The sequence below is a fragment of the Rhizobium sp. WSM409 genome (assembly GCF_057653825.1).
The window spans coordinates 2,044,099-2,067,887 of sequence record NZ_CM172794.1 but is presented as its reverse complement, the minus strand read 5'-3'; the positions used below and the strand labels follow the sequence as shown (position 1 = coordinate 2,067,887).

26 protein-coding genes, 1 tRNA gene and 1 riboswitch are annotated in these 23,789 nt (G+C 61.7%); of the genes, 13 read left to right on the top strand and 14 right to left on the bottom strand.

Annotated elements, in window-relative coordinates:
* Positions 1–34: 34 nt before the first annotated feature.
* Genes gcvP through gcvT form a run of 3 tightly spaced genes read right to left on the bottom strand, consistent with a single transcriptional unit; the run spans position 35 to position 4,421 of the window.
* Positions 35–2,899 (bottom strand): aminomethyl-transferring glycine dehydrogenase, encoded by a 2,865-nt coding sequence (gcvP, locus tag AC25BC_RS10435; RefSeq protein ID WP_012757588.1) that lies wholly within the window; start codon positions 2,897–2,899, stop codon positions 35–37.
* Entirely contained in the window at positions 2,899–3,261 is a 363-nt protein-coding gene (gene gcvH / locus AC25BC_RS10430) for a glycine cleavage system protein GcvH (protein ID WP_128439318.1), read from the bottom strand. The genes gcvP and gcvH overlap by 1 nt, the downstream gene beginning before the upstream one ends.
* Positions 3,262–3,284: 23 nt before the next feature.
* Positions 3,285–4,421, bottom strand: a complete 1,137-nt coding sequence (gene gcvT / locus AC25BC_RS10425) for a glycine cleavage system aminomethyltransferase GcvT (RefSeq protein ID WP_012757586.1) — start codon at positions 4,419–4,421, stop codon at positions 3,285–3,287.
* Between the two features lie 157 nt (positions 4,422–4,578).
* A riboswitch (glycine riboswitch) is annotated at positions 4,579–4,671 on the bottom strand.
* A 157-nt stretch (positions 4,672–4,828) separates the two neighbouring features.
* Here gcvT and AC25BC_RS10420 point away from each other — a divergent pair.
* Both AC25BC_RS10420 and AC25BC_RS10415 read left to right on the top strand, forming a co-directional pair.
* Complete coding sequence (locus tag AC25BC_RS10420; RefSeq protein ID WP_012757585.1) at positions 4,829–5,209, top strand: hypothetical protein; 381 nt, start codon at positions 4,829–4,831, stop codon at positions 5,207–5,209.
* Between the two features lie 73 nt (positions 5,210–5,282).
* Positions 5,283–6,296: a DUF1775 domain-containing protein gene (locus AC25BC_RS10415; protein ID WP_128439317.1), complete on the top strand. Its 1,014-nt coding sequence runs from the start codon at positions 5,283–5,285 to the stop codon at positions 6,294–6,296.
* Positions 6,297–6,369: 73 nt separating this feature from the next.
* On the opposite strand, the gene AC25BC_RS10410 is transcribed toward AC25BC_RS10415, so the two are convergent.
* Positions 6,370–6,636, bottom strand: coding sequence for a hypothetical protein (locus AC25BC_RS10410; RefSeq protein ID WP_012757583.1), 267 nt, complete (start codon positions 6,634–6,636; stop codon positions 6,370–6,372).
* Between the two features lie 121 nt (positions 6,637–6,757).
* On the opposite strand from AC25BC_RS10410, the gene crcB reads away from it, so the two are divergent.
* The 7 genes from crcB (at position 6,758) to AC25BC_RS10375 (ending at position 12,309) form a co-directional block, all read left to right on the top strand.
* Entirely contained in the window at positions 6,758–7,135 is a 378-nt protein-coding gene (crcB, locus tag AC25BC_RS10405) for a fluoride efflux transporter CrcB (RefSeq protein WP_003539962.1), read from the top strand.
* Positions 7,136–7,229: 94 nt separating this feature from the next.
* Positions 7,230–8,222, top strand: a complete 993-nt coding sequence (locus AC25BC_RS10400; RefSeq protein ID WP_012757582.1) for an RluA family pseudouridine synthase — start codon at positions 7,230–7,232, stop codon at positions 8,220–8,222.
* Entirely contained in the window at positions 8,219–8,872 is a 654-nt protein-coding gene (locus AC25BC_RS10395; protein WP_012757581.1) for an HAD-IA family hydrolase, read from the top strand. Before AC25BC_RS10400 ends, AC25BC_RS10395 begins: the two co-directional genes overlap by 4 nt.
* A 9-nt stretch (positions 8,873–8,881) precedes the next feature.
* A complete protein-coding gene (locus AC25BC_RS10390) occupies positions 8,882–9,667 on the top strand; it encodes an ATP12 family chaperone protein (protein WP_012757580.1) in 786 nt (261 codons plus the stop codon).
* Positions 9,668–9,735: 68 nt separating this feature from the next.
* Positions 9,736–10,194 carry a calponin homology domain-containing protein gene (locus tag AC25BC_RS10385; protein WP_128439316.1) on the top strand — a complete coding sequence of 153 codons (459 nt, stop codon included), beginning with the start codon at positions 9,736–9,738 and terminating at the stop codon, positions 10,192–10,194.
* A 50-nt stretch (positions 10,195–10,244) separates the two neighbouring features.
* Positions 10,245–11,777 (top strand): acyl-CoA carboxylase subunit beta, encoded by a 1,533-nt coding sequence (locus AC25BC_RS10380; protein WP_012757578.1) that lies wholly within the window; start codon positions 10,245–10,247, stop codon positions 11,775–11,777.
* Positions 11,778–11,916: 139 nt separating this feature from the next.
* Positions 11,917–12,309, top strand: a complete 393-nt coding sequence (locus AC25BC_RS10375) for a DoxX family protein (RefSeq protein WP_012757577.1) — start codon at positions 11,917–11,919, stop codon at positions 12,307–12,309.
* 42 nt (positions 12,310–12,351) lie between these two features.
* Here AC25BC_RS10375 and sugE read toward each other — a convergent pair whose 3' ends face one another.
* From sugE to AC25BC_RS10340, 7 genes are all read right to left on the bottom strand, one after another.
* On the bottom strand, positions 12,352–12,666 hold the full coding sequence (gene sugE, locus AC25BC_RS10370; protein ID WP_003559670.1) for a quaternary ammonium compound efflux SMR transporter SugE: 315 nt from the start codon (positions 12,664–12,666) through the stop codon (positions 12,352–12,354).
* A gap of 213 nt (positions 12,667–12,879) precedes the next feature.
* On the bottom strand, positions 12,880–13,347 hold the full coding sequence (locus AC25BC_RS10365; protein ID WP_012757576.1) for a YaiI/YqxD family protein: 468 nt from the start codon (positions 13,345–13,347) through the stop codon (positions 12,880–12,882).
* A gap of 10 nt (positions 13,348–13,357) precedes the next feature.
* Positions 13,358–13,942: a GNAT family N-acetyltransferase gene (locus AC25BC_RS10360; RefSeq protein WP_012757575.1), complete on the bottom strand. Its 585-nt coding sequence runs from the start codon at positions 13,940–13,942 to the stop codon at positions 13,358–13,360.
* A 106-nt stretch (positions 13,943–14,048) separates the two neighbouring features.
* On the bottom strand, positions 14,049–16,070 hold the full coding sequence (locus AC25BC_RS10355) for an acetyl-CoA carboxylase biotin carboxylase subunit (RefSeq protein WP_128439315.1): 2,022 nt from the start codon (positions 16,068–16,070) through the stop codon (positions 14,049–14,051).
* 75 nt (positions 16,071–16,145) lie between these two features.
* A complete protein-coding gene (locus AC25BC_RS10350) occupies positions 16,146–16,850 on the bottom strand; it encodes a hypothetical protein (protein ID WP_011652111.1) in 705 nt (234 codons plus the stop codon).
* A 97-nt stretch (positions 16,851–16,947) separates the two neighbouring features.
* Positions 16,948–17,898, bottom strand: coding sequence for a DMT family transporter (locus AC25BC_RS10345; RefSeq protein WP_171815685.1), 951 nt, complete (start codon positions 17,896–17,898; stop codon positions 16,948–16,950).
* A gap of 97 nt (positions 17,899–17,995) precedes the next feature.
* Positions 17,996–18,080 (bottom strand) — tRNA-Leu (locus AC25BC_RS10340).
* Positions 18,081–18,262: 182 nt separating this feature from the next.
* Here AC25BC_RS10340 and lipB point away from each other — a divergent pair.
* Both lipB and AC25BC_RS10330 read left to right on the top strand, forming a co-directional pair.
* Positions 18,263–18,982, top strand: a complete 720-nt coding sequence (gene lipB / locus AC25BC_RS10335) for a lipoyl(octanoyl) transferase LipB (RefSeq protein WP_017994155.1) — start codon at positions 18,263–18,265, stop codon at positions 18,980–18,982.
* A 163-nt stretch (positions 18,983–19,145) separates the two neighbouring features.
* On the top strand, positions 19,146–19,790 hold the full coding sequence (locus tag AC25BC_RS10330) for a methyltransferase family protein (protein WP_012757571.1): 645 nt from the start codon (positions 19,146–19,148) through the stop codon (positions 19,788–19,790).
* 96 nt (positions 19,791–19,886) lie between these two features.
* On the opposite strand, the gene AC25BC_RS10325 is transcribed toward AC25BC_RS10330, so the two are convergent.
* From AC25BC_RS10325 to AC25BC_RS10315, 3 genes are all read right to left on the bottom strand, one after another.
* Entirely contained in the window at positions 19,887–20,252 is a 366-nt protein-coding gene (locus tag AC25BC_RS10325) for a hypothetical protein (RefSeq protein WP_012757570.1), read from the bottom strand.
* 322 nt (positions 20,253–20,574) lie between these two features.
* Positions 20,575–21,093, bottom strand: a complete 519-nt coding sequence (locus tag AC25BC_RS10320; protein ID WP_012757569.1) for a BON domain-containing protein — start codon at positions 21,091–21,093, stop codon at positions 20,575–20,577.
* Between the two features lie 83 nt (positions 21,094–21,176).
* Positions 21,177–21,671, bottom strand: coding sequence for a peptide deformylase (locus AC25BC_RS10315; protein ID WP_012757568.1), 495 nt, complete (start codon positions 21,669–21,671; stop codon positions 21,177–21,179).
* Between the two features lie 241 nt (positions 21,672–21,912).
* Here AC25BC_RS10315 and mgtE point away from each other — a divergent pair, with 241 nt between their 5' ends.
* Entirely contained in the window at positions 21,913–23,328 is a 1,416-nt protein-coding gene (gene mgtE / locus AC25BC_RS10310; RefSeq protein WP_012757567.1) for a magnesium transporter, read from the top strand.
* Between the two features lie 64 nt (positions 23,329–23,392).
* Positions 23,393–23,785, top strand: coding sequence for a MerR family transcriptional regulator (locus AC25BC_RS10305; protein WP_011652104.1), 393 nt, complete (start codon positions 23,393–23,395; stop codon positions 23,783–23,785).
* Positions 23,786–23,789: the final 4 nt, after the last annotated feature.

Here is a 23,789-nt window from a genome sequence, read left to right as displayed (position 1 = left end):
GCTGGGCCCGTCGCTACAGCGTCAGGCTTGACCGCTATTCGGCGGCCTCTGCGTAGCTTTCCACCGGCGGGCAGGTGCAGATCAGGTTGCGGTCGCCATAGACATTGTCGACGCGGTTGACCGGCGACCAGTATTTGTCGACGCGGAAGGCACCGGGCGGGAAGCAGGCTTGTTCGCGTGAGTAGGGGCGGTCCCATTCGCCGACGAGGTCTTCCACCGTGTGCGGAGCGTTCTTCAGCGGGTTGTTCACCTTGTCCATGCGGCCATCCTCGATGGCGCGGGCTTCCTCGCGGATCGCCAGCATCGCCTCGCAGAAACGGTCGAGTTCGGCCTTGGTCTCGCTTTCCGTCGGCTCGATCATCAGCGTGCCGGCGACCGGCCAGCTCATGGTCGGCGCATGGAAGCCGCAGTCGATCAGCCGCTTGGCGACGTCGTCGACGGTCACACCCGAGCTGTCGACCAGCGGACGGGTGTCGATGATGCATTCATGCGCGACGCGGCCGGCAGACGACTTGTAGAGCACGTCATAGGCGCCCTTCAGCCGGGTGGCGATATAGTTGGCGCTGAGGATCGCCACCTTGGTCGCCTGCGTCAGGCCTTCGCCGCCCATCATCAGGCAATAGCTCCAGGAGATCGGCAGGATCGAGGCGGAGCCGAAGGCGGCGGCCGAGACCGCACCCGGACGGCCGTCGGTTTCGGGATGGCCGGGCAGGTAGGGGGCCAGATGCGCCTTGACGCCGATCGGGCCCATGCCGGGTCCGCCGCCGCCATGCGGAATGCAGAAGGTCTTGTGCAGATTGAGATGCGAAACGTCGGAGCCGATGTCACCGGGGCGGGATAGGCCGACCATGGCGTTCATGTTGGCGCCGTCGAGATAGACCTGGCCGCCATGCTCGTGCACGAGGTCGCAGATTTCCTTGACGGTCTCCTCGAAGACGCCGTGCGTCGAAGGGTAGGTGATCATGCAGCAGGAGAGGTTTGCCGCATGCTGCTCAGCCTTGGCGCGGAAATCGTCGAGATCGATATCGCCATTTTCGCGCACCTTGACGACGACGACCTTCATGCCGACCATCTGAGCCGAGGCCGGGTTGGTGCCATGCGCAGAGGTCGGGATCAGGCAGACGTCGCGATGGCCGTCGCCATTGGCGATATGATAGTTGCGGATCGTCAGCAGGCCGGCATATTCGCCCTGCGCGCCGGAATTCGGCTGCATGGAGAAGGCGTCGTAGCCGGTGACGGCGCAGAGCTTTTCGATCAGGTCGTCGATCATCTCGCGGTAGCCGAGCGCCTGGTCGGCCGGCACGAAGGGATGGATGTCGGAAAATTCCGGCCAGGTGATCGGCAGCATTTCCGCCGTCGCATTGAGCTTCATCGTGCAGGAACCGAGCGGGATCATCGAGCGGTCGAGCGCCAGATCCCGGTCGGAGAGCCGGCGGATGTAACGCGTCATCTCGCTTTCGGCGCGGTTCATGTGAAAGATCGGATGGGTGAGGTAATCACTGGTGCGGAGCAAGCCCTTCGGCAGGCGGTAGGAAGGCTCGAAATCGGCAATGGTAAAATTGCCGCCGAAGGCGCGCCAGACGGCTTCGAGCGTCGCCGGCCGGGTGCGTTCGTCGAGGCTCATGCCGATTTTGGTTTCGCCGACCTTGCGCAGATTGACGCCTTCGGCGACGGCGGCACGCAGGATGAGACCCTGCATATGGCCGACATCGACGGTGATCGTGTCGAAGAAGGTCTCGGGTTCGACCTTATAACCGAGCTTTTCCAGGCCCTTGGCCATCAGCACGGCCTTCTGGTGCACCTGCTGGGCGATCGCCTTGATACCCTTCGGGCCGTGGAAGACGGCGTACATCGAGGCCATCACGGCAAGCAGTACCTGGGCGGTGCAGATGTTCGACGTCGCCTTTTCGCGGCGGATATGCTGTTCGCGGGTCTGCAGCGACAGGCGATAGGCGCGGTTGCCGCGGGCATCGACGGAAACGCCGACGAGGCGGCCGGGCATGGAACGCTTGATGGCATCCTTGACCGACATATAGGCCGCATGCGGGCCGCCGTAGCCGACCGGCACACCGAAGCGCTGCGAGGATCCGACGGCGATATCGGCACCCATTTCGCCGGGCGATTTCAGCAGCGTCAGCGCCAGGATATCGGCGGCGACGATCGCTATGGCGCCGGTCTGGTGCAGGCGCGAGATCAGGCCGGTAAAATCATGCACGTGACCGTGCGTGCCGGGATATTGGAAGATCGCGCCGAAGACGTCGACGGGATCGAGATCGGTGAAGGGATTGCCGACGATGACGCTCCAGCCGAGCGGCTCGGCGCGGGTGCGGATCAGGGCAATGGTCTGCGGATGGCAGTCGGCATCGACGAAGAAGGCCTTCGCCTTCGACTTGGCGACGCGCTCGGCAATCGCCATGCCTTCGGCGGCGGCGGTCGCCTCGTCGAGCAACGAGGCGTTGGCGACGTCGAGGCCGGTGAGGTCGCAGACCATCGTCTGGTAGTTCAGCAGCGCTTCCAGGCGGCCCTGGCTGATCTCCGGCTGGTAAGGCGTATAGGCGGTGTACCAGGCCGGGTTTTCCAGGATGTTGCGCTGGATGACCGGCGGCGTGATCGTGCCGTAATAACCCTGGCCGATCAGCGAGACCAGCACCTTGTTCTTGTTGGCGGTCTCGCGCAGCTTGTCGAGCGCCTCGCGCTCGGTCATCGGCGCGCCCCAGACGAGCGGCGCCTTCTGGCGGATCGAGGGCGGCAGCGTCGCGTCGATCAGGCCGTCGAGGCTGTTATAACCGATCACCTTCAGCATGTCGGTCATCTCGGCCGGCGAGGGGCCGATATGGCGGCGATTGGCGAAATCGTAGGGCTGATAGTCGGTGAACTGGAATTCTGTCGGCGTCGTCATTACGCAGTGAGCTCCTTGTAGGCCGCCTCGTCGAGCAGGCCCTCGGCGTCGGCAGCATTTGCAAGCTTCAGCTTGAAGAACCAGCCGGCGCCATGAGGATCGGAATTGACCAGCGATGGATCTGCAACGATGGCCGGATTGACCTCGGTGATCTCGCCATCCAGCGGACAATAGACGTCGGAAGCAGCCTTGACCGATTCAACGGTCGCGGCATTGCCGTTCTTGGAGAAGGTCGCGCCGACTTCCGGCAGTTCGACGAAAACCAAGTCGCCGAGCTGATCGACGGCATAAGTGGTGATGCCGACCGTCGCAACGCCGCCTTCGATCTTCAGCCATTCGTGTTCTTCGGTAAATTTCAGCATGGTTGGTCCTCTCTGGAAAAGGTTTAGCGTTTGTAGGTCGGTGTGACGAAGGGCAGGGCGCTGACGGTGGTCGGCAGATATTTGCCGCGCACCTCGGCGTAGACGAGCGTGCCTGCCGCAGCATGGGAGAGCTGCACGTAGCCCATGGCGACGGGGCCTTCGACGCTGGGGCCAAAGCCGCCCGAGGTGACCTCGCCGATTTCGATCTTGCCCTCGGCATCGGTATAGAGCTTGGCATGGCCGCGCACTGGCGCCTTGCCTTCTGGCTTCAGGCCGACGCGGCGGCGTGCGGCGCCGTTTTCGAGTTCGGAGAGGATGCGGCCAGAGCCCGGGAAGCCGCCGGCGCGCGCACCGCTGCCGCGCCTTGCTTTCTGCATAGCCCATTCGAGTGCGGCCTCGACCGGCGAGGTGGTCGTGTCGATATCGTTGCCGTAGAGGCAGAGGCCGGCTTCGAGGCGCAGCGAATCGCGAGCGCCAAGGCCGATCGCCTGGACGTCCGGATGTTCGAGCAGCCGCTTGGTGACATCCACGGCCTTGTCTGATGGAATCGAGATCTCGAAGCCGTCCTCGCCGCTATAGCCGGAGCGCGAGACCAGACAGGAAACGTCGTGCAGACGGCAGTGGCGCACGTCCATGAATTTCATCGCTGCGACATCGGCCCAGAGTTCGGCAAGAACCGCAACGGCGCGCGGTCCCTGCAGCGCGATCAAGGCGCGATCGAGGACGGTGATGTCGCATTGGTCGCTAATGTGTGCCTGCAAATGGGCGACGTCGGCCTCCTTGCAGGCGGCGTTGACCACGACGAAGAGGTGGTCGTCGACATGGGCGATCATCAGGTCGTCGAGAATGCAGCCGGTATCGTCGGTGAAGAAGCCATAGCGCTGGCGGCCTTCGCCAAGGCCCAATATGTCGACGGGGACCAGGCTTTCGAGCGCGAGAGCCGCATCCTCATAGCTGCCCGACTTCGCCTTCACGATGACCTGGCCCATGTGGGAGACATCGAAGAGGCCGGCTTCGGCGCGGGTATGAAGATGCTCCTTCATCACGCCGGCCGGATATTGCACCGGCATGTCGTAACCGGCGAACGGCACCATGCGGGCGCCGAGCTGGAGATGCAGGGCATGCAACGGGGTTCTTTTCAGGGCAGCAGTATCGTCCAAAAGACGCCTCCGGGGTTTGCGCCTTCTTCACGAAGGCGCGGGCTCAAATCTGAAGGCGCGGTTGCGCGCTTCTCTCCTGAGCCCCCTCTGTCCTTGTGCCTGAGATTGTTATCCCTTCGGCGAGCGTTTCGAGAACGCTTCTCTCCAGAGTTCCGTCTGCCCCTTGCTGGTCCTTTTGCCTGAGAGTTTCCGGGGCGGTTGCTCCTTCGGCACCGGTGGCGAAAGCACCGGCTTCTCCCAACAAGGTTGGCGCAATTATCCGGCGGGTGCAGCACTTGGCAAGACCAAATGTCGTGACCGGGCAAATTTTTGTCGTCTTATTCCCAGCAAGCGTTGATCTCAGGCAAATCTGCTTTTGCATTCCGTGCTAAAACCGGCTATCGCGGCCTTCTGTTGAAGGGGATCTCATGCGGCAGACCGGACTGAAAGCGACGCTCTTCCTGCGCATGCTTTGCGCATTGAGCCTGCTTTTGCTCGGCCTCGCCCATCAGGTGCCACAGGCTGTCGCCGCCGAAGGCTATGATGCCGCGGCCTATGTGCTGCCCGACGGCACCTTCGCCTCGCTCTGCGTCACCGTGAAGGATGCCGACGGCAAGACCGTCGCCTTCAAGCCGAATTGCGAAGCCTGCCGGCTGTCGGCCTCCACCATCCTGCCGACGCCGGATGCGGGCTCGTGGCTCGAGCGCAAACTCGCTTCGCTGATGAATTCGCCGATCGAAACATCAGCCGTTTCAGGCGCAAGCGCTGTCTGCCGGCCGAATTCCCGCGCGCCTCCCATCCTCGCCTGATCTGCCTTCGCAATCCATGATGCAGCATGCCGGTCCGCCCGAGAGAGGTCCGTGGCCGGCGAGGAGACATCCGATGAAAACTATCAAGACATTTGGCAAGACATTCGGGCTTGCCGCCGTTCTTTCCGCGACCGCCTTTGCCAGCGCCGAGGCGCATGTGACCTTCCTCGACAGAGAGGCGACGCAGGACGGCACCATTCTCGCCACGCTGCAGGTGCCGCATGGCTGCGACGGCAAGGCGACCACGGAAGTGCGAGTCAAGCTGCCTGAGGGATTCGTCTTCGCCAAGCCGCAGCCGAAGGCCGGCTGGGAGCTCGAGGTGATCAAGGGCGACTACCAGAAGACCTACGACAATCACGGCGACAAGGTGAAGACGGGCGCGATCGAAGTGCGCTGGAGGAACGGCAATCTCTCCGACGATTTCTACGATACCTTCGTCATCCAGGGTAAGGTATCGGGTGTCGAGGCCGGCTCCTCGCTCGTCTTTCCGGTGACGCAGATGTGCGGCGAGACGGTCACGGCCTGGGATCAGGTGGCGGCGGAAGGCGGCGACGCGCACGGACTGAAAAGCCCGGCGCCGCTGTTGAAGGTCGTCGCCGGCGAAGGTGGCCATGACCATGACGACATGGCCGGCATGGATATGTCCGGTATGAACATGAGCGGGACGGCGGGCATGGGCGCTGCGGCGCCGGCCGGCGAAACGGTCAAGGCCGGCGATCTCGAAGTCTCCGGTGGCTTCGCCAAGGCAATGCTGCCCGGCCAGCCGGTCGGCGGCGGCTTCTTCACGGTGAAGAATAACGGCCAGACGGACGATCGCCTGGTGTCCGTCAGTTCGCCCGCAGCTGGTGAGGTTCAGATCCACGAGATGGTGACGAAGGACAACGTCATGCGGATGCGCCAGCTGAAGGACGGCATCGCCATCGCCGCCGGCGAGACGGTCAAGCTCAAGCCCGGCAACCTGCATCTGATGTTCCAGAAGGTGAAGACGCCGTTCAAGCAGGGCGATACGGTGCCGGTGACGCTGATCTTCGAAAAGGCCGGCAAGGTCGATCTGGTCCTGCAGGTGCTCTCCGCCCAGGGCAAATGAAAGTAGACTCGTTAAACAGAAAAGCCCGCGACTGTGACGGCAGTCGCGAGCTTTCGTTTGGAAGGCGATGGCCTCAGAAGTCTTCGTAGGATCGCAGCGCCTGTTTCAGGCCGGCCTGCGGCTGGCGATTGCCCTTGGCCATCAGGTCGAGGGCCACTTCGGTCGACTGGATGATGCTGGAGGGCTCGTCTATTTCCTCGGTGCCTTCGGCCTTCAACTGCCGGTCGGCAACGCGGCGCGCATCGCGGGCGGCGGTGCTCGTCGCGACACGCTGCGGGATTCGGAGCGACTCGAACGCAATAGCGGCGGTGTTGGCCGATATGGACAGGAGCTGGGTCATGCCGTCACGGTATCGGCACGATCTTGGCGCCATTATAAGAAAATCATCGGCATTTTACCGGATGGTAAGAATTCATACCTTCTCGATTGGAATCGCTGCGGAGTTGCGATAAATCCGGCTGATGATCCAGGCTCTTCTCGTCGCCGTTGGCGGCGCCATCGGTTCTCTTCTCAGATATTATGTCGGCCAGTGGGCGCTGAGACTCATGGGGCCGGCATTTCCGTGGGGCACGCTCGCCGTCAATGTTGTCGGCTGCTTCGTCATCGGCGTCTTCGCCGAGCTGATCGCGCGGAAGTTCAACGCCTCGGTGGAGCTGCGCCTGCTGCTGATCACTGGCTTCCTCGGCGGCTTCACAACCTTCTCGGCCTTCTCGCTGGATGCGATCTCGCTGTTCGAGCGCGGCGAGGCCGTCGCCGGCGGTATCTACATCGCTGCGAGCGTCGGACTTTCGATGGCGGCCGTCATCGCCGGGCTCGCCGTCATGCGCGCTTTGGCCTGATTTCTTTTCCGGTTTCCGTTTTGCTTGAAAATGCTCTAAAGGCTGCGGCAAGAACGCCGGCTCGGCCTGCGCTGCAATTTCCGAAAGATCGTTTATGGCTGGCATAGAACATATCAAGGTTGAACCCGACGAAGCCGGCATGCGGCTCGATCGCTGGTTCAAGGTGCATTTTCCCGGGCTCGGCTTCGGTCCGCTGCAAAAGCTCTTGCGCTCCGGCCAGGTGCGCGTCGACGGTGGGCGTGTCAAATCGGATGCACGCGTGCAGCCCGGCCAGACGGTGCGCGTGCCGCCGATGGATGTCGATGCGAAGCTGAAATCCGGACCGATCGCCGGCAAGGATCTCAAACATTCGTCGGATTTCCAACTCTTGTCGCGCATGGTGCTGCACGAGGACGACAAGGTGATCGTGCTCAACAAGCCACCCGGTCTTGCGGTGCAGGGCGGCTCGGGTGTGGCCCGGCATATCGACCAGATGCTCGAAGCCTGGACCAGCCCGAAGGGTGAGAAGCCGCGGCTCGTCCACCGCCTCGACCGCGACACATCGGGTGTTCTCGTCATCGCCCGCACCCGCGGCGCGGCGCAGAAGCTGACGGCTGCCTTCCGCGAGCGCGACACCAAGAAGACCTACTGGGCGCTGGTCAAGGGCGTGCCGCGCAAGCACGAGGACAAGATCTCGACCTGGCTGGTGAAGGAGCCGACCGCCGACGGCGACCGCATGCGCATCGCCAAGCACGGCGAGGACGGCGCCGACCATGCGATTTCCTTCTACCGCGTGCTGGAGACGGCGGCACAGAACCTCGCCTGGCTGGAGATGGAGCCCTATACCGGCCGTACGCATCAGTTGCGCGTCCATGCCCTGCATATCGGCCATCCGATCATCGGCGATCCGAAATATTTCGACGACGATCCGAATTGGGATTTTCCAGGCGGCGTCCAGAAGAAGCTGCATCTGCACGCGCGTCACATCGACATCCCGCATCCCTCCGGCGGCCGCCTGCGCATCAGTGCGCCGCTGCCAGCGCATATGGTGCAGACCTGGAACCTTCTCGGTCTCGACCTTGCCGGTGCCGAAAGGGACGCCGAATGAAACTGGCGCTTTTCGATTGCGACGGCACGCTGGTCGACAGTGCTGCGTTGATCCACGAAACCATGCGCAGGACCTTCGACAAGTTCGGCAAGCCGGAACCGCGCTTTGAAGACACCAAGGCCATTATCGGCCTGTCCCTCGATATTGCGATCGCCCGCATGCAGGGCAGGCCGCATGTGGAGCAGCAAGATATCGACATGACCGCGCATTACAAATCGCTGTTCTCGATCGTGCGTCAGGATCTTGACTATAAGGAGCCGCTGTTTCCCGGCATTCGCGCGATGATCGACGCGATCAGCGGACGCGATGACCTGCTGATCGGCGCGGTGACGGGCAAATCCCGCCGCGGGCTCAAGGTCGTGATGGAGACGCATGGCTTCGACAAGCATTTCATTGTCGCACGCACCGCCGACGATTGCCCCTCCAAACCGCATCCGGCCATGGTGACGGAATGCTGCGATGAAACAGGCATGAATGCTGCCGACACCATTGTCATCGGCGATGCGGTTTACGATATGCAGATGGCAAAGGCTGCCGGCGCCAAGGCGATCGGCGTTGCCTGGGGCTATGCCAGCGTGGATGAGCTGATCGCCAACGGCGCTGATGCGATCGCCTCCCATCCGAACGAGATATTGCGTCATTTTTCCTGAGGTGAGCCCATGCGCGATCTGCTGAACGACCTTTCCGAAGGCCTGAGCCATCCCGATCCCATCCGCCGCGCGCAGATTCAGATGAAGAAGCCGCTGCCGAAGCGCTTCTATACCGACGTCTCCGTTGCCGAGCACGAGGGTGGTTTTGCGATCACCCTCGACGGCAAGTTGGTGCGTACGCCGGCGCGCCAAGTTCTCGCCGTGCCGACCGAGGCGCTCGCGCGGCTTGTCGCCGCCGAATGGCAGGCGCAGGGCGAAGAGATCAATCCCGTAAGCATGCCGGTGACCCGGCTCGTCAACACCGCACTCGACGGCGTTGCCGCCAACGCGCAGGCGATCTTCGAGGATATATTGCGCTTTTCCGCGAGCGACCTCATCTGCTATCGCGCCGAGGAGCCGGAACTGCTGGTCGAACGCCAGGCCGAGCACTGGGATCCGGTGATCGATTGGGCAGCGAATGATCTCGGCGCCCGCTTCATCCTCGTCGAAGGGGTGATGCCGCAGGAGCAGCCGCGCGAGGCGACGGCCGCCTTCGCCGTCACGCTCGCAAGATATGATAGCCCGATGGCGCTGGCCGCCCTCCACACAGTCACCACTCTGACCGGCTCAGCGATCCTGGCGCTTGCCTTCGCCGAGGGCCGGGTGACGGTGGAGGAGGCTTGGTCGCTTGCCCATCTCGACGAAGATTGGACGATCGAGCATTGGGGCAGCGACGAGGAAGCCGAGCAGCGGCGGGCCAAGCGCTTTGCCGAGTTCAAGGCCGCAGCGGATGTTTTTTTTGCCCTAAGCGCCTGAAACATATTGCCTTCCAATGCATTATGACGAAGTCTGCGACTCCAACGGGGTGGTGCGGGATTTTTGCAATGAATTGGCTGAGGTCGTGTTTTTGCCGGGCGACACTCGTCTGTGTCGCGCTCACGGCCTGCGGCAGTCTCTCGGTCACCAAGCCGGCGGCGCCGGTCTATGATGTGCGCAGTGCCGTCGTTCTCTCCGGTCCGAACATGCCGGCCGAGCTGCTTTCCGGTATCAACGACCGCGTCAACACAGCGATCAATGCCACCGTGCGCGACACCGTGCTGCCGCGGGTGGTGCTGACGATCCGCGTGGTTTCCATCCAGAAAGGCCTCGGCTTCCAGAAGGACCGCAACGTCGTCAAGATCAGCATCGATGCGGCCTCGGTGGAGGATGGCTCGGTCATCGCCGTCAGCGCCTTCGACGTCACCAGCATCGCTGCCGATCCCAAGCTTGCCGACGAGATCCTGGCTGAGGACGCCGCTGCTAGGATACGCTCGGTTTTCTCACTCAGCGGGCGCGCTCATTAGCGCGACGTTTTAGCCGCCGGATTGCCGCCCGCAGCGGCGAGGGAGATCGCATGAAGGAAATTCTCGAAGAACTGGAACGGCGCCGCGACATTGCCCGCCTCGGCGGCGGCGAGGCGCGTATCGACGCCCAGCACAAGCGCGGCAAGCTGACGGCGCGCGAGCGCATCGACCTCTTCCTCGACGAAGGTTCCTTCGAGGAGTTCGACATGTTCGTCGAACACCGCTCCACCGATTTCGGCATGGACAAGAGCCGTATCGCCGGCGACGGCGTCGTCACCGGTTGGGGCACGGTCAATGGCCGCACCGTGTTCGTCTTCGCCAAGGACTTCACCGTCTTCGGCGGCTCGCTGTCTGAGGCGCATGCCGAGAAGATCATGAAAGTGCAGGACATGGCGCTGAAGAACCGCGCGCCAATCGTCGGTATCTACGATGCGGGCGGCGCCCGCATCCAGGAGGGCGTGGCGGCCCTCGGCGGTTATGCCGAGGTGTTCCAGCGCAATGTGCTGGCCTCCGGTGTCATTCCGCAGATCTCGGTGATCATGGGTCCTTGCGCCGGCGGCGACGTCTATTCGCCTGCGATGACCGATTTCATCTTCATGGTGCGTGATACCTCCTACATGTTCGTCACCGGTCCCGATGTGGTGAAAACCGTGACCAACGAGACGGTGACATCCGAAGAACTCGGCGGCGCTATCGTGCATACTGTGCGCTCGTCGATTGCCGACGGCGCCTATGACAACGATGTCGAAACGCTGCTGCAGGTGCGACGGCTGATCGATTTCCTTCCGCTTTCGAACACCGCGCCATTGCCGGAGATCGAATGTTACCAGTCGGTGACAGAGATCGACATGTCGCTCGATACGCTGGTGCCGGCGAGCTCCAACAAGCCTTACGACATCAAGGAACTGATCCGGAAGGTGGCGGACGAGGGGGATTTCTTCGAGATCCAGACGAGCTTTGCCAAAAACATCGTCTGCGGCTTCGGCCGCGTCGAAGGCTCCACCGTCGGTTTCGTCGCCAACCAGCCGATGGTGCTGGCCGGTGTTCTCGACAGCGACGCCTCACGCAAGGCCGCCCGTTTCGTGCGCTTCTGCGACTGCTTCAATATTCCGATCGTCACCTTCGTCGACGTGCCGGGCTTCCTGCCGGGTACGGCGCAGGAATATGGCGGCCTCATCAAGCACGGCGCCAAACTGCTCTTTGCCTATGCCGAGGCGACGGTGCCGAAGCTCACCGTCATCACCCGCAAGGCCTTCGGCGGCGCCTATGACGTGATGGCGTCGAAGCATCTGCGCGGCGACCTCAACTATGCCTGGCCGACGGCGCAGATCGCCGTGATGGGCGCCAGGGGCGCCGTCGAGATCATCTTCCGCAAGGATATTGCCGATCCGGAGAAAATCGCCGCGCATACGAAAATGTATGAGGACAGGTTCCTCTCGCCCTTCGTCGCCGCCGAGCGCGGTTATGTCGATGAGGTGATCATGCCGCACTCGACCCGCAGGCGGCTTGCGCGCGGTCTAAAGATGTTGCGCAACAAGGATCTCGCCAATCCCTGGAAGAAACACGACAACATCCCGCTTTGACGGCTGCCGGCGAATAAAACTGTCCGGTCAGGTGTTTAGCCACTGTCGAAAAAGTGAACGGCCGTCAGCGATCCGTGTGTTCTATCCTTACGGGGGACAGGCTAACGCTCGGCTCTTATTATTTTAAAGGAGAGGTTTAATGTCATCTTTCGAGCGTCTTTCTGCCTATCGCCCCTATGGGCTGGCCGCTCTCAGAATTATCACCGCGCTGCTGTTCATCGAACACGGCACGATGAAGCTTTTCGCTTTCCCGGCTGCGCAGATGGCTGGCCCGTTGCCGCCGCTGATGCTTTTCGCCGCCCTTCTTGAGCTTATCGGCGGTATCCTCATTCTCGTCGGCCTGTTGACGCGCCCTGTCGCCTTCCTGCTGGCCGGCGAAATGGCGGTCGCCTATTTCATGGCGCATGCCCCGAGCAGCTTCTTCCCGGCCGTCAACCAGGGCGACGCCGCGATCCTGTTCTGCTTCGTCTTCCTCTACCTGTTCTTCTCCGGTCCCGGCGCTTTTGCCGTCGATAACCGCAAAGCAGCCTGAACGATAGACTGAGGGGCGTCGCGACGCCCCTCAACCTTCACATCAGGCGGTAAGCTTCAGACCAGCGATGCCGGCGACGATCAGCGTGATGCAGGCAAGACGGGAGACACTTGCCTCATCGCCAAGCAGCCAGATGCCGAGAAATACGGTACCGACCGTGCCGATGCCGGTCCAGACCGCATAGGCGGTGCCGATCGGCAGGTGCTTCACCGCCAGGCCGAGCAGCACGATGCTCACCACCATGGATATGACGGTCAGCGCCGTCGGCAGCGGCCGTGTGAAACCCTCGGTATATTTAAGGCCGATTGCCCAGCCACATTCGAAAAGACCGGCGAGAAAAAGCAGAAACCAGGCCATGCGACTCTCCTTGTTCAAGAGCGAGGCCGTCCCCGCGACAGTTGCATCCCAGAGGATGCCGCAGTCGTCTGCGATAGCGCTTATATGCGTGAGGAAACGGCCGACTTCAAGATAGGAATCGGCATGGCTGCCATGCCACCCGTTTCTTGCGGTCTACAGCGCCGCGCGGCTTTCAGACGTGCTAAGGACGCTGTAGCAGCTTTAGTTGCTGCATCACGGCTGCCCGCCAGCCTCCGAGGCAAGGCTCTTGGCGCGGCGGCAGAGGCGATCAAAGGTTTCGAGGAAGCGTGAGCGGTCCTTCGGGCTGAAGGCGGCGTTGTAGCCCTTGCTCTCGCCGGTTTCGCGCAAGTGCGCGCCGAGATCGCGCATGGCGCTCGCCATGCCGATATTGGTCTCGTCGAAGACGCGCCCTGTGGGGCCGCTGACGAAGGCGCCGGTCGCGACACAGCGCACGGCAAGCGGCACATCGGCGGTGACGACGACATCGCCCGTGCCGGCACGTTCGGCGATCCAGTTGTCGGCGGCGTCGAAGGCGTTGGAGACGATGACGTTGTGGATCATCGGATCGCGCGAGGGGCGCAGGCCGGAATTGGCAACGAAGGTGACCTCGAGGCCGTGACGTTCCGCGACCTTCAGGACTTCCGGCTTCACCGGGCAGGCATCGGCGTCGACATAGATCATGGCAATATCCTCATGCCGGTTGCGTGGCCTGCTGGCGGACCATATCGATGTGGGGAATGCCGTCTTCCAGATATTCCTGTGACACCGCTATGAAACCGAAAGATTCGTAGAACCGCCGCAAATGGGCCTGTGCTGACAAGGCAATAGGATTTTCCGGATAAAGCCGCTCGCAAGCGGCAATCGCCTCGCTCATCAGTGCATCGCCCAGCCGCTTGCCGCGATGGTCAGGCGAGACGACAACGCGGCCGATCTTCGACGGATCCTGTGGCTCATACGGTTTCAGGATTCGCGCCGCGCCGAGGAGTTCGGCACCTTCCAGCAGCCGCAGATGCAAGGCATCGATATCCTTGCCGTCAAGTTCCGGGTAGGGGCAGTTCTGCTCGACGACGAAGACATCGACGCGCATTCTCAAGAGGTCGTAGAGTTCCCGCGTGGTAAGTTCATCAAGACTCCTGAGGTCTGCCCTATAGGTGGCCGCAGCCCCCGTCGCCTTGACCTCCACCGGCACTTCGCCGGCCCGCGGCCCCTCCAGCTGCACGGCCATCACTTCCAGCGGTTTTCCTGCCTGAAGGGCAACGGCGGCGCGAACGTCCATCTTGATATCTCCCTGCTGATTTTGTCGGTACCCAGCTGCTTGTCGGGCTGAGCTTGGCATGGTCGGCAAGCCGGGCCGATGTGAAGCCGGCCGCCTGGCTTGTCTCTCAGGCGAATTCCATGATGACGGCATCGACGGCCAGGCTTTCGCCGGCCGCGGCATTGATCTTCGAGACGACGAGATCGCGGTCGGCGCGCAGCACGTTTTCCATCTTCATCGCTTCAACGATCGCAAGCGTCTCACCGGCCTTGACCTCCTGGCCCTCGGCCACCGCGATGGCGACGACGAGGCCGGGCATCGGGCAGAGCAGGAGCTTGGAAGTATCGGGCGGCAGCTTCACCGGCATCAGCCTGTCGAGCTCGGCATGACGCGGCGAAAAGACCTTGGTCGTCACTGAAAGTCCCTGCCAGTCGATGCGCAAGCCGTTCAGAACGGGGCGGATCTGCGCGGTGATGTCGCGACCGCCGACCTTGCCCCTCCAGACAGGGTCGCCCGGTCTCCAATCGGTGACAACATTCTGGCTCCCGCCCTCTATCGCCCCATCGATCGCGATATCCATATCGAAGGGGATGGTGACGAGGCCGTCGAGCAATCTTGCCGCGACGTGGTTGTCGCCGATCTTGACCACCCAATCCTCGCGCAGCGCGCCCGCTGCGGCGCGCAGGCGATCGGCGAAACGTTCGCGGCGGTTGGTCTCGATCAGGCAGGCGGAGAGCGCGATGCCGGCAAGCACGGCTTCTTGCGCCGGGTCCGGTTTCATCGGCGCAAAGCCATCGGGGTATTCCTCGGCGATGAAGCCTGTGGAAAGCCGGCCCTCGCGCCAGCGCGGATGTTTCATCAGCGCCGACAGGAAAGGAACATTGTGCTCGATGCCATCGACGACGAAACCGTCGAGCGCCTGACCCATGGCCTCGATCGCTTCCAGCCGCGTCGGCGCCCAGGTGCAGAGCTTGGCGATCATCGGGTCGTAATACATCGAGATCTCGGCGCCTTCGAAGACGCCGGTATCGTTGCGGACGACGACATTGCCGGTCCTGCCTTCCGCCGGCGGCCGGTAGCGCGTCAGGCGGCCGATCGAGGGCAGGAAGTTGCGATAGGGATCCTCGGCATAGAGCCGGCTCTCGACCGCCCAGCCGTCAAGCCTGATATCCTCCTGGGCAAAGGGAAGGGGCTCTCCTGCTGCGACACGGATCATCTGCTCGACGAGGTCGATGCCGGTAATGAGTTCGGTCACGGGATGCTCGACCTGCAGGCGGGTGTTCATTTCGAGGAAATAGAAATTGCGGTCCCGGTCGACGATGAATTCGACGGTGCCGGCGCTCTGGTAATCGACGGCTCTCGCCAGCGCCACCGATTGTTCGCCCATCGCCTTGCGGGTCGCTTCATCGAGGAAGGGCGAGGGCGCCTCTTCCGCCACCTTCTGGTTCCGCCGCTGGATCGAGCATTCGCGCTCGCCGAGATAGACGACGTTGCCATGCGCATCGGCCAGGACCTGGATCTCGATATGTCGCGGCTCGACGACGAACTTTTCGATGAAGACGCGGTCGTCGCCGAAAGAGCTTTTCGCCTCCGAGCGGGCGCGCTCGAAGCCGTCGCGCACTTCCGCCTCGTTCCAGGCAATGCGCATGCCTTTGCCGCCGCCGCCGGCCGATGCCTTGATCATGACGGGATAACCGATCCCGCCCGATATCACTTCCGCATGGGCGCCATCCTCGATGATGCCGAGATGGCCGGGCACGGTGGATACACCGGCGGCATTGGCGAATTTCTTCGATTCGATCTTGTCGCCCATCGCCATGATGGCTTTCGGCTTCGGGCCGATGAAGATGATGCCCTGTTTTTCCAATTCAGCGCAGAAGGAGGCGCGTTCGGACAGGAAGCCATAGCCGGGATGCACCGCCTCGGCGCCGATTGCCTTGCAGGCGGCAATGATCTTTTCCGCAACCAGATAACTCTCCGACGCCGCGGCCGGGCCGATATGAACGGCCTCGTCGGCCATCTCGACATGCAGCGCGTCCCGATCCGCATCCGAATAGACCGCGACGGTCAAAATACCCATGCGGCGCGCAGTCTTGATCACGCGGCAGGCGATTTCGCCGCGATTCGCGATCAGGATTTTCTTGAACATCGAGACTCCACCCAGAAATGCATCCCGGAGTTTTACGCACAAAACACCGGAACGCACAATCAGGCTTGCGGAGCGTCAGGCGACGGCGGCTTCTGCGACGGGTTCCTCGTCGACGATGCGCAGCCAGCGGCTGCGCCGCGGCTCGGCATAGTCGCGCAGCTCGACGGCAGCCATGATCCCCGCCCAGTGCGGATGATTGGCGCCGCGCAGCGTTGCCTGCTCGATCTGCTGGAGAACGCCGTATTCGACCGACGAGACCGGGATGACGCCGCCTTCGGCGACGCTTCTGAAGATGCGCATCGCATAGTCGATGTCCTGGCGGGTGATGCCCCGGCGATCGATGGCGCGCGACAGCTTGTAGCCACCGATATTGTCGGTGATCGCCAGGCGAAGCTGATCGAGGGCGAGCGCTCTCAACTCGACTGGGACATCGGCCGAAATCTCCATGACGTGGAGAATGAGTTCGAGCTCGAGCGCCGAGTTGACGACACCATCGGTCGTGAACATGCGCATGATCCAGGCGACGTTGATTTCATCCAGTGAGCCCTGCGGATAGGTGTAATGGACGATGAAACCGGCGAGCTGCTCGACGAAGAAAGCGTTCCAGTCGGCACATTTTTCAGGGCAGGAATTGTTGAGCGCCAACATCGCCACGACATCGTCGGATGTCCGGATACCCTCCGGAAAACTATGTTTGCGCAGCAGTACTATATCTTCGGCCGTCAGCCGATGCTTGCCGGCCACGACACAGGCCGGAAAAGCGAGACGAAATTCGCTCATGTTTTAACTCCAGGCTTCATCATGAAGCCGGAGACGGTTTTACCGCCTGCGAATTGACGATCCCTCAAGAAGAGGAGTTAACCCGATATTCCCCGGGTCAGGAAGATTTTAACGATTGCGCCTGCAGCCGCTCGCGCCAGATGATGAAGAGGCCTGACGCAACGATGATGAAGATGCCGATCCATTTGGAAAAGCTCGGGAAATCGTTGAAAAGCGCATAGCCGAGAACGGTCGCCGAGATGATCTCGAAGTACTGGAACGGCGCAAGCAGCGACAGCGGCGCGAGCCGGAAAGCCCGGACGATGAGCATATGCGCATATCCCGAGATCGAGCCGAGGGCGAGAAGCAGAACAAGACCGAGGCCGGAGGAGGGTAAAGAGACGGCAAAATCGGCATTGCCTGAACTGTTGCCGAGGAAAAGGGCGGCCGCCATGAAGACCGTTCCGCCGATGCCGGCCATCGTCTGCATGGTCAGCGGAGAATCGGCCTCGCCGATGGCGCGGTTGAGGAAGAGATAGAGCGAGAACAGAAAGGCGCAGGCGACCGGCAGCAGCGCCTTCAAGCCGAAAATCTCGTAGCTCGGCTGAATGACGATCATCGCGCCGCCGAAACCGACGACAATCGCCGTCCAGCGCCGCCAGCCGACCTTCTCTCCGAGAAACAGCGCCGACAGGGCGGTCAGCATGAAGGGCTCGACGAAATAGATGGCGAAGACATCGGCAAGCGGCATGTATTTGACGGCGACGAAGAAAAGCAGGCTCGCACCACCATGCAGCGCACCGCGCAACAGGTTCATCCACGGCCGTTGCGCCGAAAGCGCCTTCAGGCCGAAAAGGGCGAAAAGAATCGGCAGGGTGCAGGCGATCTGGAAAAAGAATCGGTAGAAGGTCACCTGACCCGGTGACATCGCTTCGAAGGTCGCCATGTATTTGGCGATCGCATCCATGATCGGCAGGATGAGCATGGCGCCGGACATGATGGCCATGCCCTGCAGGGGATTTTGATGGGGCTCTGACATGGCTGCTGATTCTTGCGAGGATGACGCCATCAACCATGAGATGGCCGGGTAATCAAGCCGATCAACCGCAAATAGCTTCGAGGTGAAATCGAAATCGTCGCTTAGAAAGCGTTTCCCTGAAGGGAAATGGTGCGGTCGAGAAGACTCGAACTTCCACGGGTTGCCCCACAGCGACCTCAACGCTGCGCGTCTACCAATTCCGCCACGACCGCATCGTGGTAGGTGCCGATTTGCGTCGGCGGGGCAGCATGTAGCAAAAGCATCTGGGGTGCACAAGGGCGATATGACAGTTTTTTTGAAAACCGCTCACAGCATTTGAATTGGCCCCGAAACGGGTCCATATAGCTGTCCTGCCGCCCCTATTTCACAGGCATTTTGAGGAGAGCGGCAAGGAATGGCCATGCTTCGCACCGATCTCGAATTTTCCATGCTTCCCCAACTCGGCACCCGGCCGGTCCGCTGGCGCATTGCCGACGGCCTCGTCCCCTATGAGGAGGCGGTGGAAACGATGGAGCGCGAGGTGGCTGTGATCGCTGATGGCGGTGATGAGCTCGTCTGGCTCGTCGAACATCCGCCGCTCTATACTGCCGGCACCAGCGCCAATGCGAGGGACCTTGTCCAGCCGAACCGGTTTCCGGTCTTTGCGACAGGGCGCGGCGGTGAATACACCTATCACGGACCCGGCCAGCGCGTCGCCTATGTCATGCTCGACCTGAAAAGGCGGCGGCAGGACGTGCGGGCCTTCGTCGCTGCCCTTGAAGATGTCGTCATCCGCACGCTCGACATGATGAATGTGCGCGGCGAGCGACGTGAAGATCGCGTCGGCGTGTGGGTGCGCCGGCCGGAAAAGCCACTGCTGACCGATGGGGCGATGGCCGAGGATAAGATCGCCGCCCTCGGCATAAGGCTGCGGAAATGGGTGACCTTCCACGGTTTGTCGCTCAACGTCGATCCCGATCTCGATCATTTCGGCGGCATCGTGCCCTGCGGGATATCGGCCTACGGCGTGACCAGCCTCGTCGATCTTGGCTTGCCGGTGATGATGGCTGATGTCGATATCCGGCTTCGCACCGCCTTCGAAGCGGTTTTCGGCGAAACGACCGGCGAAATCTGACTGATCACGGCGGCGACCGGGGCAATTTGCATTGCCTGGCGCATCCCGCAGTCAGGCTCGGCAATCGCTTCACCGTCAGATGCGAGCCAACATTTTAACCTATAATTAGCAATGGCAAATATATACGACACTACAGCTCTGTGAATATGGAAGTCTGAGGACAATGAAAAAAAATGCAGCGGCAAGCTGGTCATTCCTCGATGTGTATTTCGTTCTCGATCTTATCGAGAAGGTCCTCATCGGCTATTTTTTCGTCGGGATCGTCATGCGTGTCCTGCCGCAGATGCAGGACAATCGGGCGATCATCGATTGCCTGCTGATCGTTTCGGAGGGAGCCGCCGCCTTCCTCATCCTCACGCGCCGGCCGACGAAAAACGCGTCTCTGCGCCTGTTCGACTGGACGGTCACCGCCATCGGCACGATCTTCCCACTGCTCGCCGCGCCCTCAGCGACACAGCCGCTAGCACCGCTGGCATTCTGCGGGACGGTGATGGCACTTGGTTTCGTCCTGCAGATATCGGCAAAGCTGACATTGCGGCGGAGCTTCGGCCTGGTGCCGGCCAATCGCGGCGTCAAGATCGGCGGACCCTACAAGTTTATTCGCCATCCGATGTATGCGGGTTATCTAATGACGCATATCGGCTTTTTCCTGACCCATCCGAGCCTTTGGAATTTTGCCATCTATGCGGCGGCCCTTTCCGCACAGTGTTTCCGTCTCTTGGCGGAGGAGCGTCTGTTGAAGCAGGATCCTGCTTACGAGGCCTTCATGAACACGACCCGTTACCGGCTCGTTCCGTTCGTGTTCTGAGACGACAAGCACGTCGATTGAAAAAGAGAAGGGCCGTTTCCGGCCCTTTCTTTTATCGGATCTCGGTCCTTTATAGGATCCCGGTCTTTTATCGGATCAATGCGTCGCGCGGCATGCTTCGGTGCGGGAGGCGCCGCTGTCGGCACCCTTGGTATGGGAGCCCTTCGGGCCGATCATGCTATGGCACGGAGGCAGGGAATTGATGCTGGCCGTTGCGGTCTTGTCGACGACAGGAGACGCCATGGCGCTCGGGGCGAAGCCGTCGCTGTCATTGGTGTAGTCGCTGGAATATGCCGGCGCCTTGCGACTGCTGTAGTGGACCGGAGCAGGCTTCGACATGGGGCTTGGGGCGAAGCCGTCGCTGTCGTTGTTGTAGTCGTCGGAATAGGTCGGCTGGGCGAAGGCAGCGCCTGCAAGGCTGACGGCGAACAGGGACGCGGCAAGGGCGAATTTGATGCGCATGGGTCTATCTCCTCAATCTGCTGTTGAATTCCACAAACGTAAACTAACCCTCGGCACACACGAGTTCGCGCTCCAATTCAGGCAATTTTGTGATAATATGGCGACGCAGCCGCGACCATTTGTCCAAATGAAATCACAGTGTTGTCAACGAAACTAACGTTCTTGTGACAGAAGTCGCCTAACAAAAATCGGCGATTGGTCTCAGAAATAAGACAGTTGTTGCTACAATCGTAAATTGTTAACTTTTGGTAATGTTGATAAAGATCGGCAACAGGCGACGGTAGCCCGCCGCCCGTTGATGATCTGCGCTTTGGCGTGAAGTTCAATCCTCGTTCGGGATATGCGCATCGACACCGGTCAGCTGCAGTTTGTTGCGGACATGATGGACGCCGTCGACCGAAAGCGCGCCGAGTTCGACCTTGCGGGCGATGCCGATCGTCTCCACCGAGCCTTCCAGCGTGACGACGTGACCGTCTGCATGAACCTCGATACTGTCGATATCGACCTCGGGAATGTTTTCGAGATTGTCGTTTACCCGCGCTTCGAGTTCGTCGCTTTCATCGCGGTCGATCGTATCGGCCCGCAGCGAATCTCTCAGGCGGTTTTCATTGCCGTCCTCATCCGTGCCGTCGACCCGGAAGCCCTTGTTGGGATCGCTGTCGAAATTGGCCGCTGTCTCGCCGTAGGGGCGATTATCAGGGCCGCCGGTGCCGGCGCCGCTGCCATCGGCATAGGGCCAGCCGTCGTCGAGATTGCGCTCTTCGAGATCGCGATAATCTTCTTCCCGGGAAAGCTCAGGCTTCTCCCGGGAAAACTGGGTTTTGTCACCGATCCTTGCCATTGCATTTGCTCCTTGTTTCTCTGCTGGAAACGCCGGCAGCGGCGAATGGTTCGGTGTGGACGGCGATTTGTCAGCCGTGATTGTCAGTCCTGGGTCTTCTCCCATTTTTTCACGAGACGGTCGCGCTTCAGCCGCGAGAGGCGCTGCAGCCAGAATATGCCGTCGAGCTGGTCGACTTCGTGCTGGACGCAGATGGCGAGGAAATCTTCGGCACCGTCCTCGTGCACGGCGCCCTCGGCATCCTGATAGCGGAAGCGGATCGCCCGAGGGCGCGTGACCTCGTCGGTCGCGCCGGGCATCGAGACGCTGCCTTCGACATGGCTCATCGTCTCCTGCGAAAACCAGGTGATATGAGGGTTGACGTAGAGGCGCACGCCGTCGGCCTTGTCGAGCTCCAACACCGTGACACGGCTGACGACGCCGATATGGGCGGCGGTGATGCCGACGCCGGGGGCTGCGCGCATCGTCGCCAGCAGGTCGCCGGCAAGGGCTGTAAGCGAGGAATCGAAGGCTGTCACCGGCGCGCAGACAGTCTTCAGGCCCGGATGCGGATAGCGCAGAATCGGACGGATGGGCATGGGGAAGGTTTCCTCTGCTTGGACGGGGGAGGAAACTATCGCCGGCCGCGGGCATTGTCATCACGAAGCACGTTTGGCGCTTTACGACACGGATGCTTTGGGCTAGCAGGAGCCAAGAATTCCGGCTGCGGGAGCCTCGCGCCGGATTCGCTTATCCGCTTGTTGATAATGTGTTTTCGGCCGACATTTGCGAATGCGGCGCGGCAGTCGTTGAAATTCGAACCAGATGCGAGGGCGGCAGATGACGACGACCGATGGGGAAGACCGCATTCGCAGGCGTCCCGATGACGAGGAAGCCGATATCTACGACGAGGACGGCAATGTCCGCGGCGATTTCCTGGCGCTCGTGGGTGCTGCGATCGCCGACCGCGACACACTGTTCCTGCGCCAGAACGTTGCCCGCCTGCATGAATCCGAAATAGGCGACCTGCTGGAATCGATCCAGCCGGATCAGCGCCTGGCGCTGGTGCGCCTGCTCGGCGACGATTTCGACATGACGGCGCTGACCGAGGTCGACGAGGCGATCCGCCGCGAAATCGTCGACCAGATGCCGAACGCGCAGATCGCCGCGGCGATCGGCGAGCTCGATTCGGACGATGCCGTCTACATTCTCGAAGACCTCGACAAGGAGGACCGGGAAGAGATCCTCGCCCAGCTGCCGTTCACCGAGCGGGTGCGGCTGCGCCGGGCGCTGGACTATCCCGAAAGTTCGGCCGGGCGCCGCATGCAGACGGAATTCGTCGCCGTGCCGCCGTTCTGGACGGTCGGCCAGACGATCGACTACATGCGCGACGAAGAGGATCTGCCCTATTCCTTCTCGCAGATCTTCGTCATCGATCCGACCTTCAAGCTGCTCGGCGCAGTCGATCTCGACCAGATCCTGCGCACCAAGCGGCAGACGAAGATCGAGCAGATCATGCGTGAGACCAACCATCCGGTTCCGGCCGAGATGGACCAGGAGGAGGCGGCCCAGCTCTTCGAGCAGTACGACCTTCTCTCGGCCGCCGTCGTCGACGAGAACGGCCGGCTGGTCGGCGTGCTGACCATCGACGACGTCGTCGACGTCATCCATGAGGAGGCGGACGAGGACATCAAGCGCCTCGGCGGCGTCGGCGACGAAGAGCTGTCGGACAATGTGCTTTCGACGGTGCGTTCGCGCTTCCTGTGGCTTTTGATCAATCTCGGCACGGCGATGCTGTCGGCAAGCGTCATCGGGCTGTTCGACGGCTCGATCGAGAAGATGATCGCGCTCGCCGTGCTGATGCCGATCGTCGCCTCGATGGGCGGCAATGCCGGCACGCAGACGATGACGGTGACGGTGCGCGCGCTCGCCACCCGCGATCTCGACATCTACAATGCCGGCCGCATCATCCGCAGGGAGGCGGGCGTCGGCATCCTCAACGGCATCGTCTTCGCGACGATCATGGGCGCGATCGCCGGGACCTGGTTCCACGACTACCAGCTCGGCGGGGTGATTGCGGCGGCGATGGTCATCAACCTGATGGCAGCCGCTCTTGCCGGCATCCTTCTGCCGCTGTTGCTCGACAAGATGGGCGCCGACCCGGCGATCGCTTCGTCGGTCTTCGTCACGACGGTGACGGACTGTACCGGCTTCTTCGCCTTTCTTGGTATCGCCACTTGGTGGTTCGGCATCTGAACCGCCCAAAAATTGACTATTACGTAAAAGTCAATATTATCGTCTGTCCGACGACGGGGAACACATGCCGGTGAACAAATATTATAGCATAACGGAACTGACGCGCGAATTCGGGGTCTCGACGCGCACGCTCCGCTTCTACGAAGACGAGGGACTGATCCATCCGGAGCGGCGCGGGCGTACCCGTCTGTTCCGGCAAGCCGACCGTCGCCTCATCGGGGAAATCCTGCGCGGCCGGCGCATCGGTTTCACCATCGCAGAGATCCGCGAGATCATCCAGGTCTACAAGGAGCCGCCGGGCGAACTCGGCCAGTTGAAGCTCCTGATGAAGCGCGTCGACGAGAAGCGCGACGACCTGCGCCAGAAGCGCAAGGATATCGACGACACGCTGGCGGAACTCGACGCTATCGAAGAGACCTGCCTCGGCCGCCTCGCCGAAATCGGCGTCACCACCTGATCAC

What these genes read in the sequence shown, in the direction of transcription:
- lipB (WP_017994155.1), top strand. Translation starts at nt 18,263, where the DNA reads ATGGCCATGCTTCGCACCGATCTCGAATTTTCCATGCTTCCCCAACTC.
- AC25BC_RS10365 (WP_012757576.1), bottom strand. Translation starts at nt 13,347, where the DNA reads ATGATCTATGTCGACGCCGATGCCTGCCCGGTGAAGCCGGAAGTCCTG.
- AC25BC_RS10355 (WP_128439315.1), bottom strand. Translation starts at nt 16,070, where the DNA reads ATGTTCAAGAAAATCCTGATCGCGAATCGCGGCGAAATCGCCTGCCGC.
- AC25BC_RS10395 (WP_012757581.1), top strand. Translation starts at nt 8,219, where the DNA reads ATGAAACTGGCGCTTTTCGATTGCGACGGCACGCTGGTCGACAGTGCT.
- AC25BC_RS10390 (WP_012757580.1), top strand. Translation starts at nt 8,882, where the DNA reads ATGCGCGATCTGCTGAACGACCTTTCCGAAGGCCTGAGCCATCCCGAT.
- AC25BC_RS10315 (WP_012757568.1), bottom strand. Translation starts at nt 21,671, where the DNA reads ATGCCCATCCGTCCGATTCTGCGCTATCCGCATCCGGGCCTGAAGACT.
- AC25BC_RS10320 (WP_012757569.1), bottom strand. Translation starts at nt 21,093, where the DNA reads ATGGCAAGGATCGGTGACAAAACCCAGTTTTCCCGGGAGAAGCCTGAG.
- gcvP (WP_012757588.1), bottom strand. Translation starts at nt 2,899, where the DNA reads ATGACGACGCCGACAGAATTCCAGTTCACCGACTATCAGCCCTACGAT.
- AC25BC_RS10325 (WP_012757570.1), bottom strand. Translation starts at nt 20,252, where the DNA reads ATGCGCATCAAATTCGCCCTTGCCGCGTCCCTGTTCGCCGTCAGCCTT.
- gcvH (WP_128439318.1), bottom strand. Translation starts at nt 3,261, where the DNA reads ATGCTGAAATTTACCGAAGAACACGAATGGCTGAAGATCGAAGGCGGC.
- AC25BC_RS10360 (WP_012757575.1), bottom strand. Translation starts at nt 13,942, where the DNA reads ATGGACGTTCGCGCCGCCGTTGCCCTTCAGGCAGGAAAACCGCTGGAA.
- AC25BC_RS10350 (WP_011652111.1), bottom strand. Translation starts at nt 16,850, where the DNA reads ATGAGCGAATTTCGTCTCGCTTTTCCGGCCTGTGTCGTGGCCGGCAAG.
- AC25BC_RS10410 (WP_012757583.1), bottom strand. Translation starts at nt 6,636, where the DNA reads ATGACCCAGCTCCTGTCCATATCGGCCAACACCGCCGCTATTGCGTTC.
- crcB (WP_003539962.1), top strand. Translation starts at nt 6,758, where the DNA reads ATGATCCAGGCTCTTCTCGTCGCCGTTGGCGGCGCCATCGGTTCTCTT.
- AC25BC_RS10380 (WP_012757578.1), top strand. Translation starts at nt 10,245, where the DNA reads ATGAAGGAAATTCTCGAAGAACTGGAACGGCGCCGCGACATTGCCCGC.
- AC25BC_RS10345 (WP_171815685.1), bottom strand. Translation starts at nt 17,898, where the DNA reads ATGGCGTCATCCTCGCAAGAATCAGCAGCCATGTCAGAGCCCCATCAA.
- mgtE (WP_012757567.1), top strand. Translation starts at nt 21,913, where the DNA reads ATGACGACGACCGATGGGGAAGACCGCATTCGCAGGCGTCCCGATGAC.
- AC25BC_RS10420 (WP_012757585.1), top strand. Translation starts at nt 4,829, where the DNA reads ATGCGGCAGACCGGACTGAAAGCGACGCTCTTCCTGCGCATGCTTTGC.
- AC25BC_RS10415 (WP_128439317.1), top strand. Translation starts at nt 5,283, where the DNA reads ATGAAAACTATCAAGACATTTGGCAAGACATTCGGGCTTGCCGCCGTT.
- AC25BC_RS10375 (WP_012757577.1), top strand. Translation starts at nt 11,917, where the DNA reads ATGTCATCTTTCGAGCGTCTTTCTGCCTATCGCCCCTATGGGCTGGCC.
- AC25BC_RS10330 (WP_012757571.1), top strand. Translation starts at nt 19,146, where the DNA reads ATGAAAAAAAATGCAGCGGCAAGCTGGTCATTCCTCGATGTGTATTTC.
- AC25BC_RS10400 (WP_012757582.1), top strand. Translation starts at nt 7,230, where the DNA reads ATGGCTGGCATAGAACATATCAAGGTTGAACCCGACGAAGCCGGCATG.
- AC25BC_RS10305 (WP_011652104.1), top strand. Translation starts at nt 23,393, where the DNA reads ATGCCGGTGAACAAATATTATAGCATAACGGAACTGACGCGCGAATTC.
- AC25BC_RS10385 (WP_128439316.1), top strand. Translation starts at nt 9,736, where the DNA reads ATGAATTGGCTGAGGTCGTGTTTTTGCCGGGCGACACTCGTCTGTGTC.
- sugE (WP_003559670.1), bottom strand. Translation starts at nt 12,666, where the DNA reads ATGGCCTGGTTTCTGCTTTTTCTCGCCGGTCTTTTCGAATGTGGCTGG.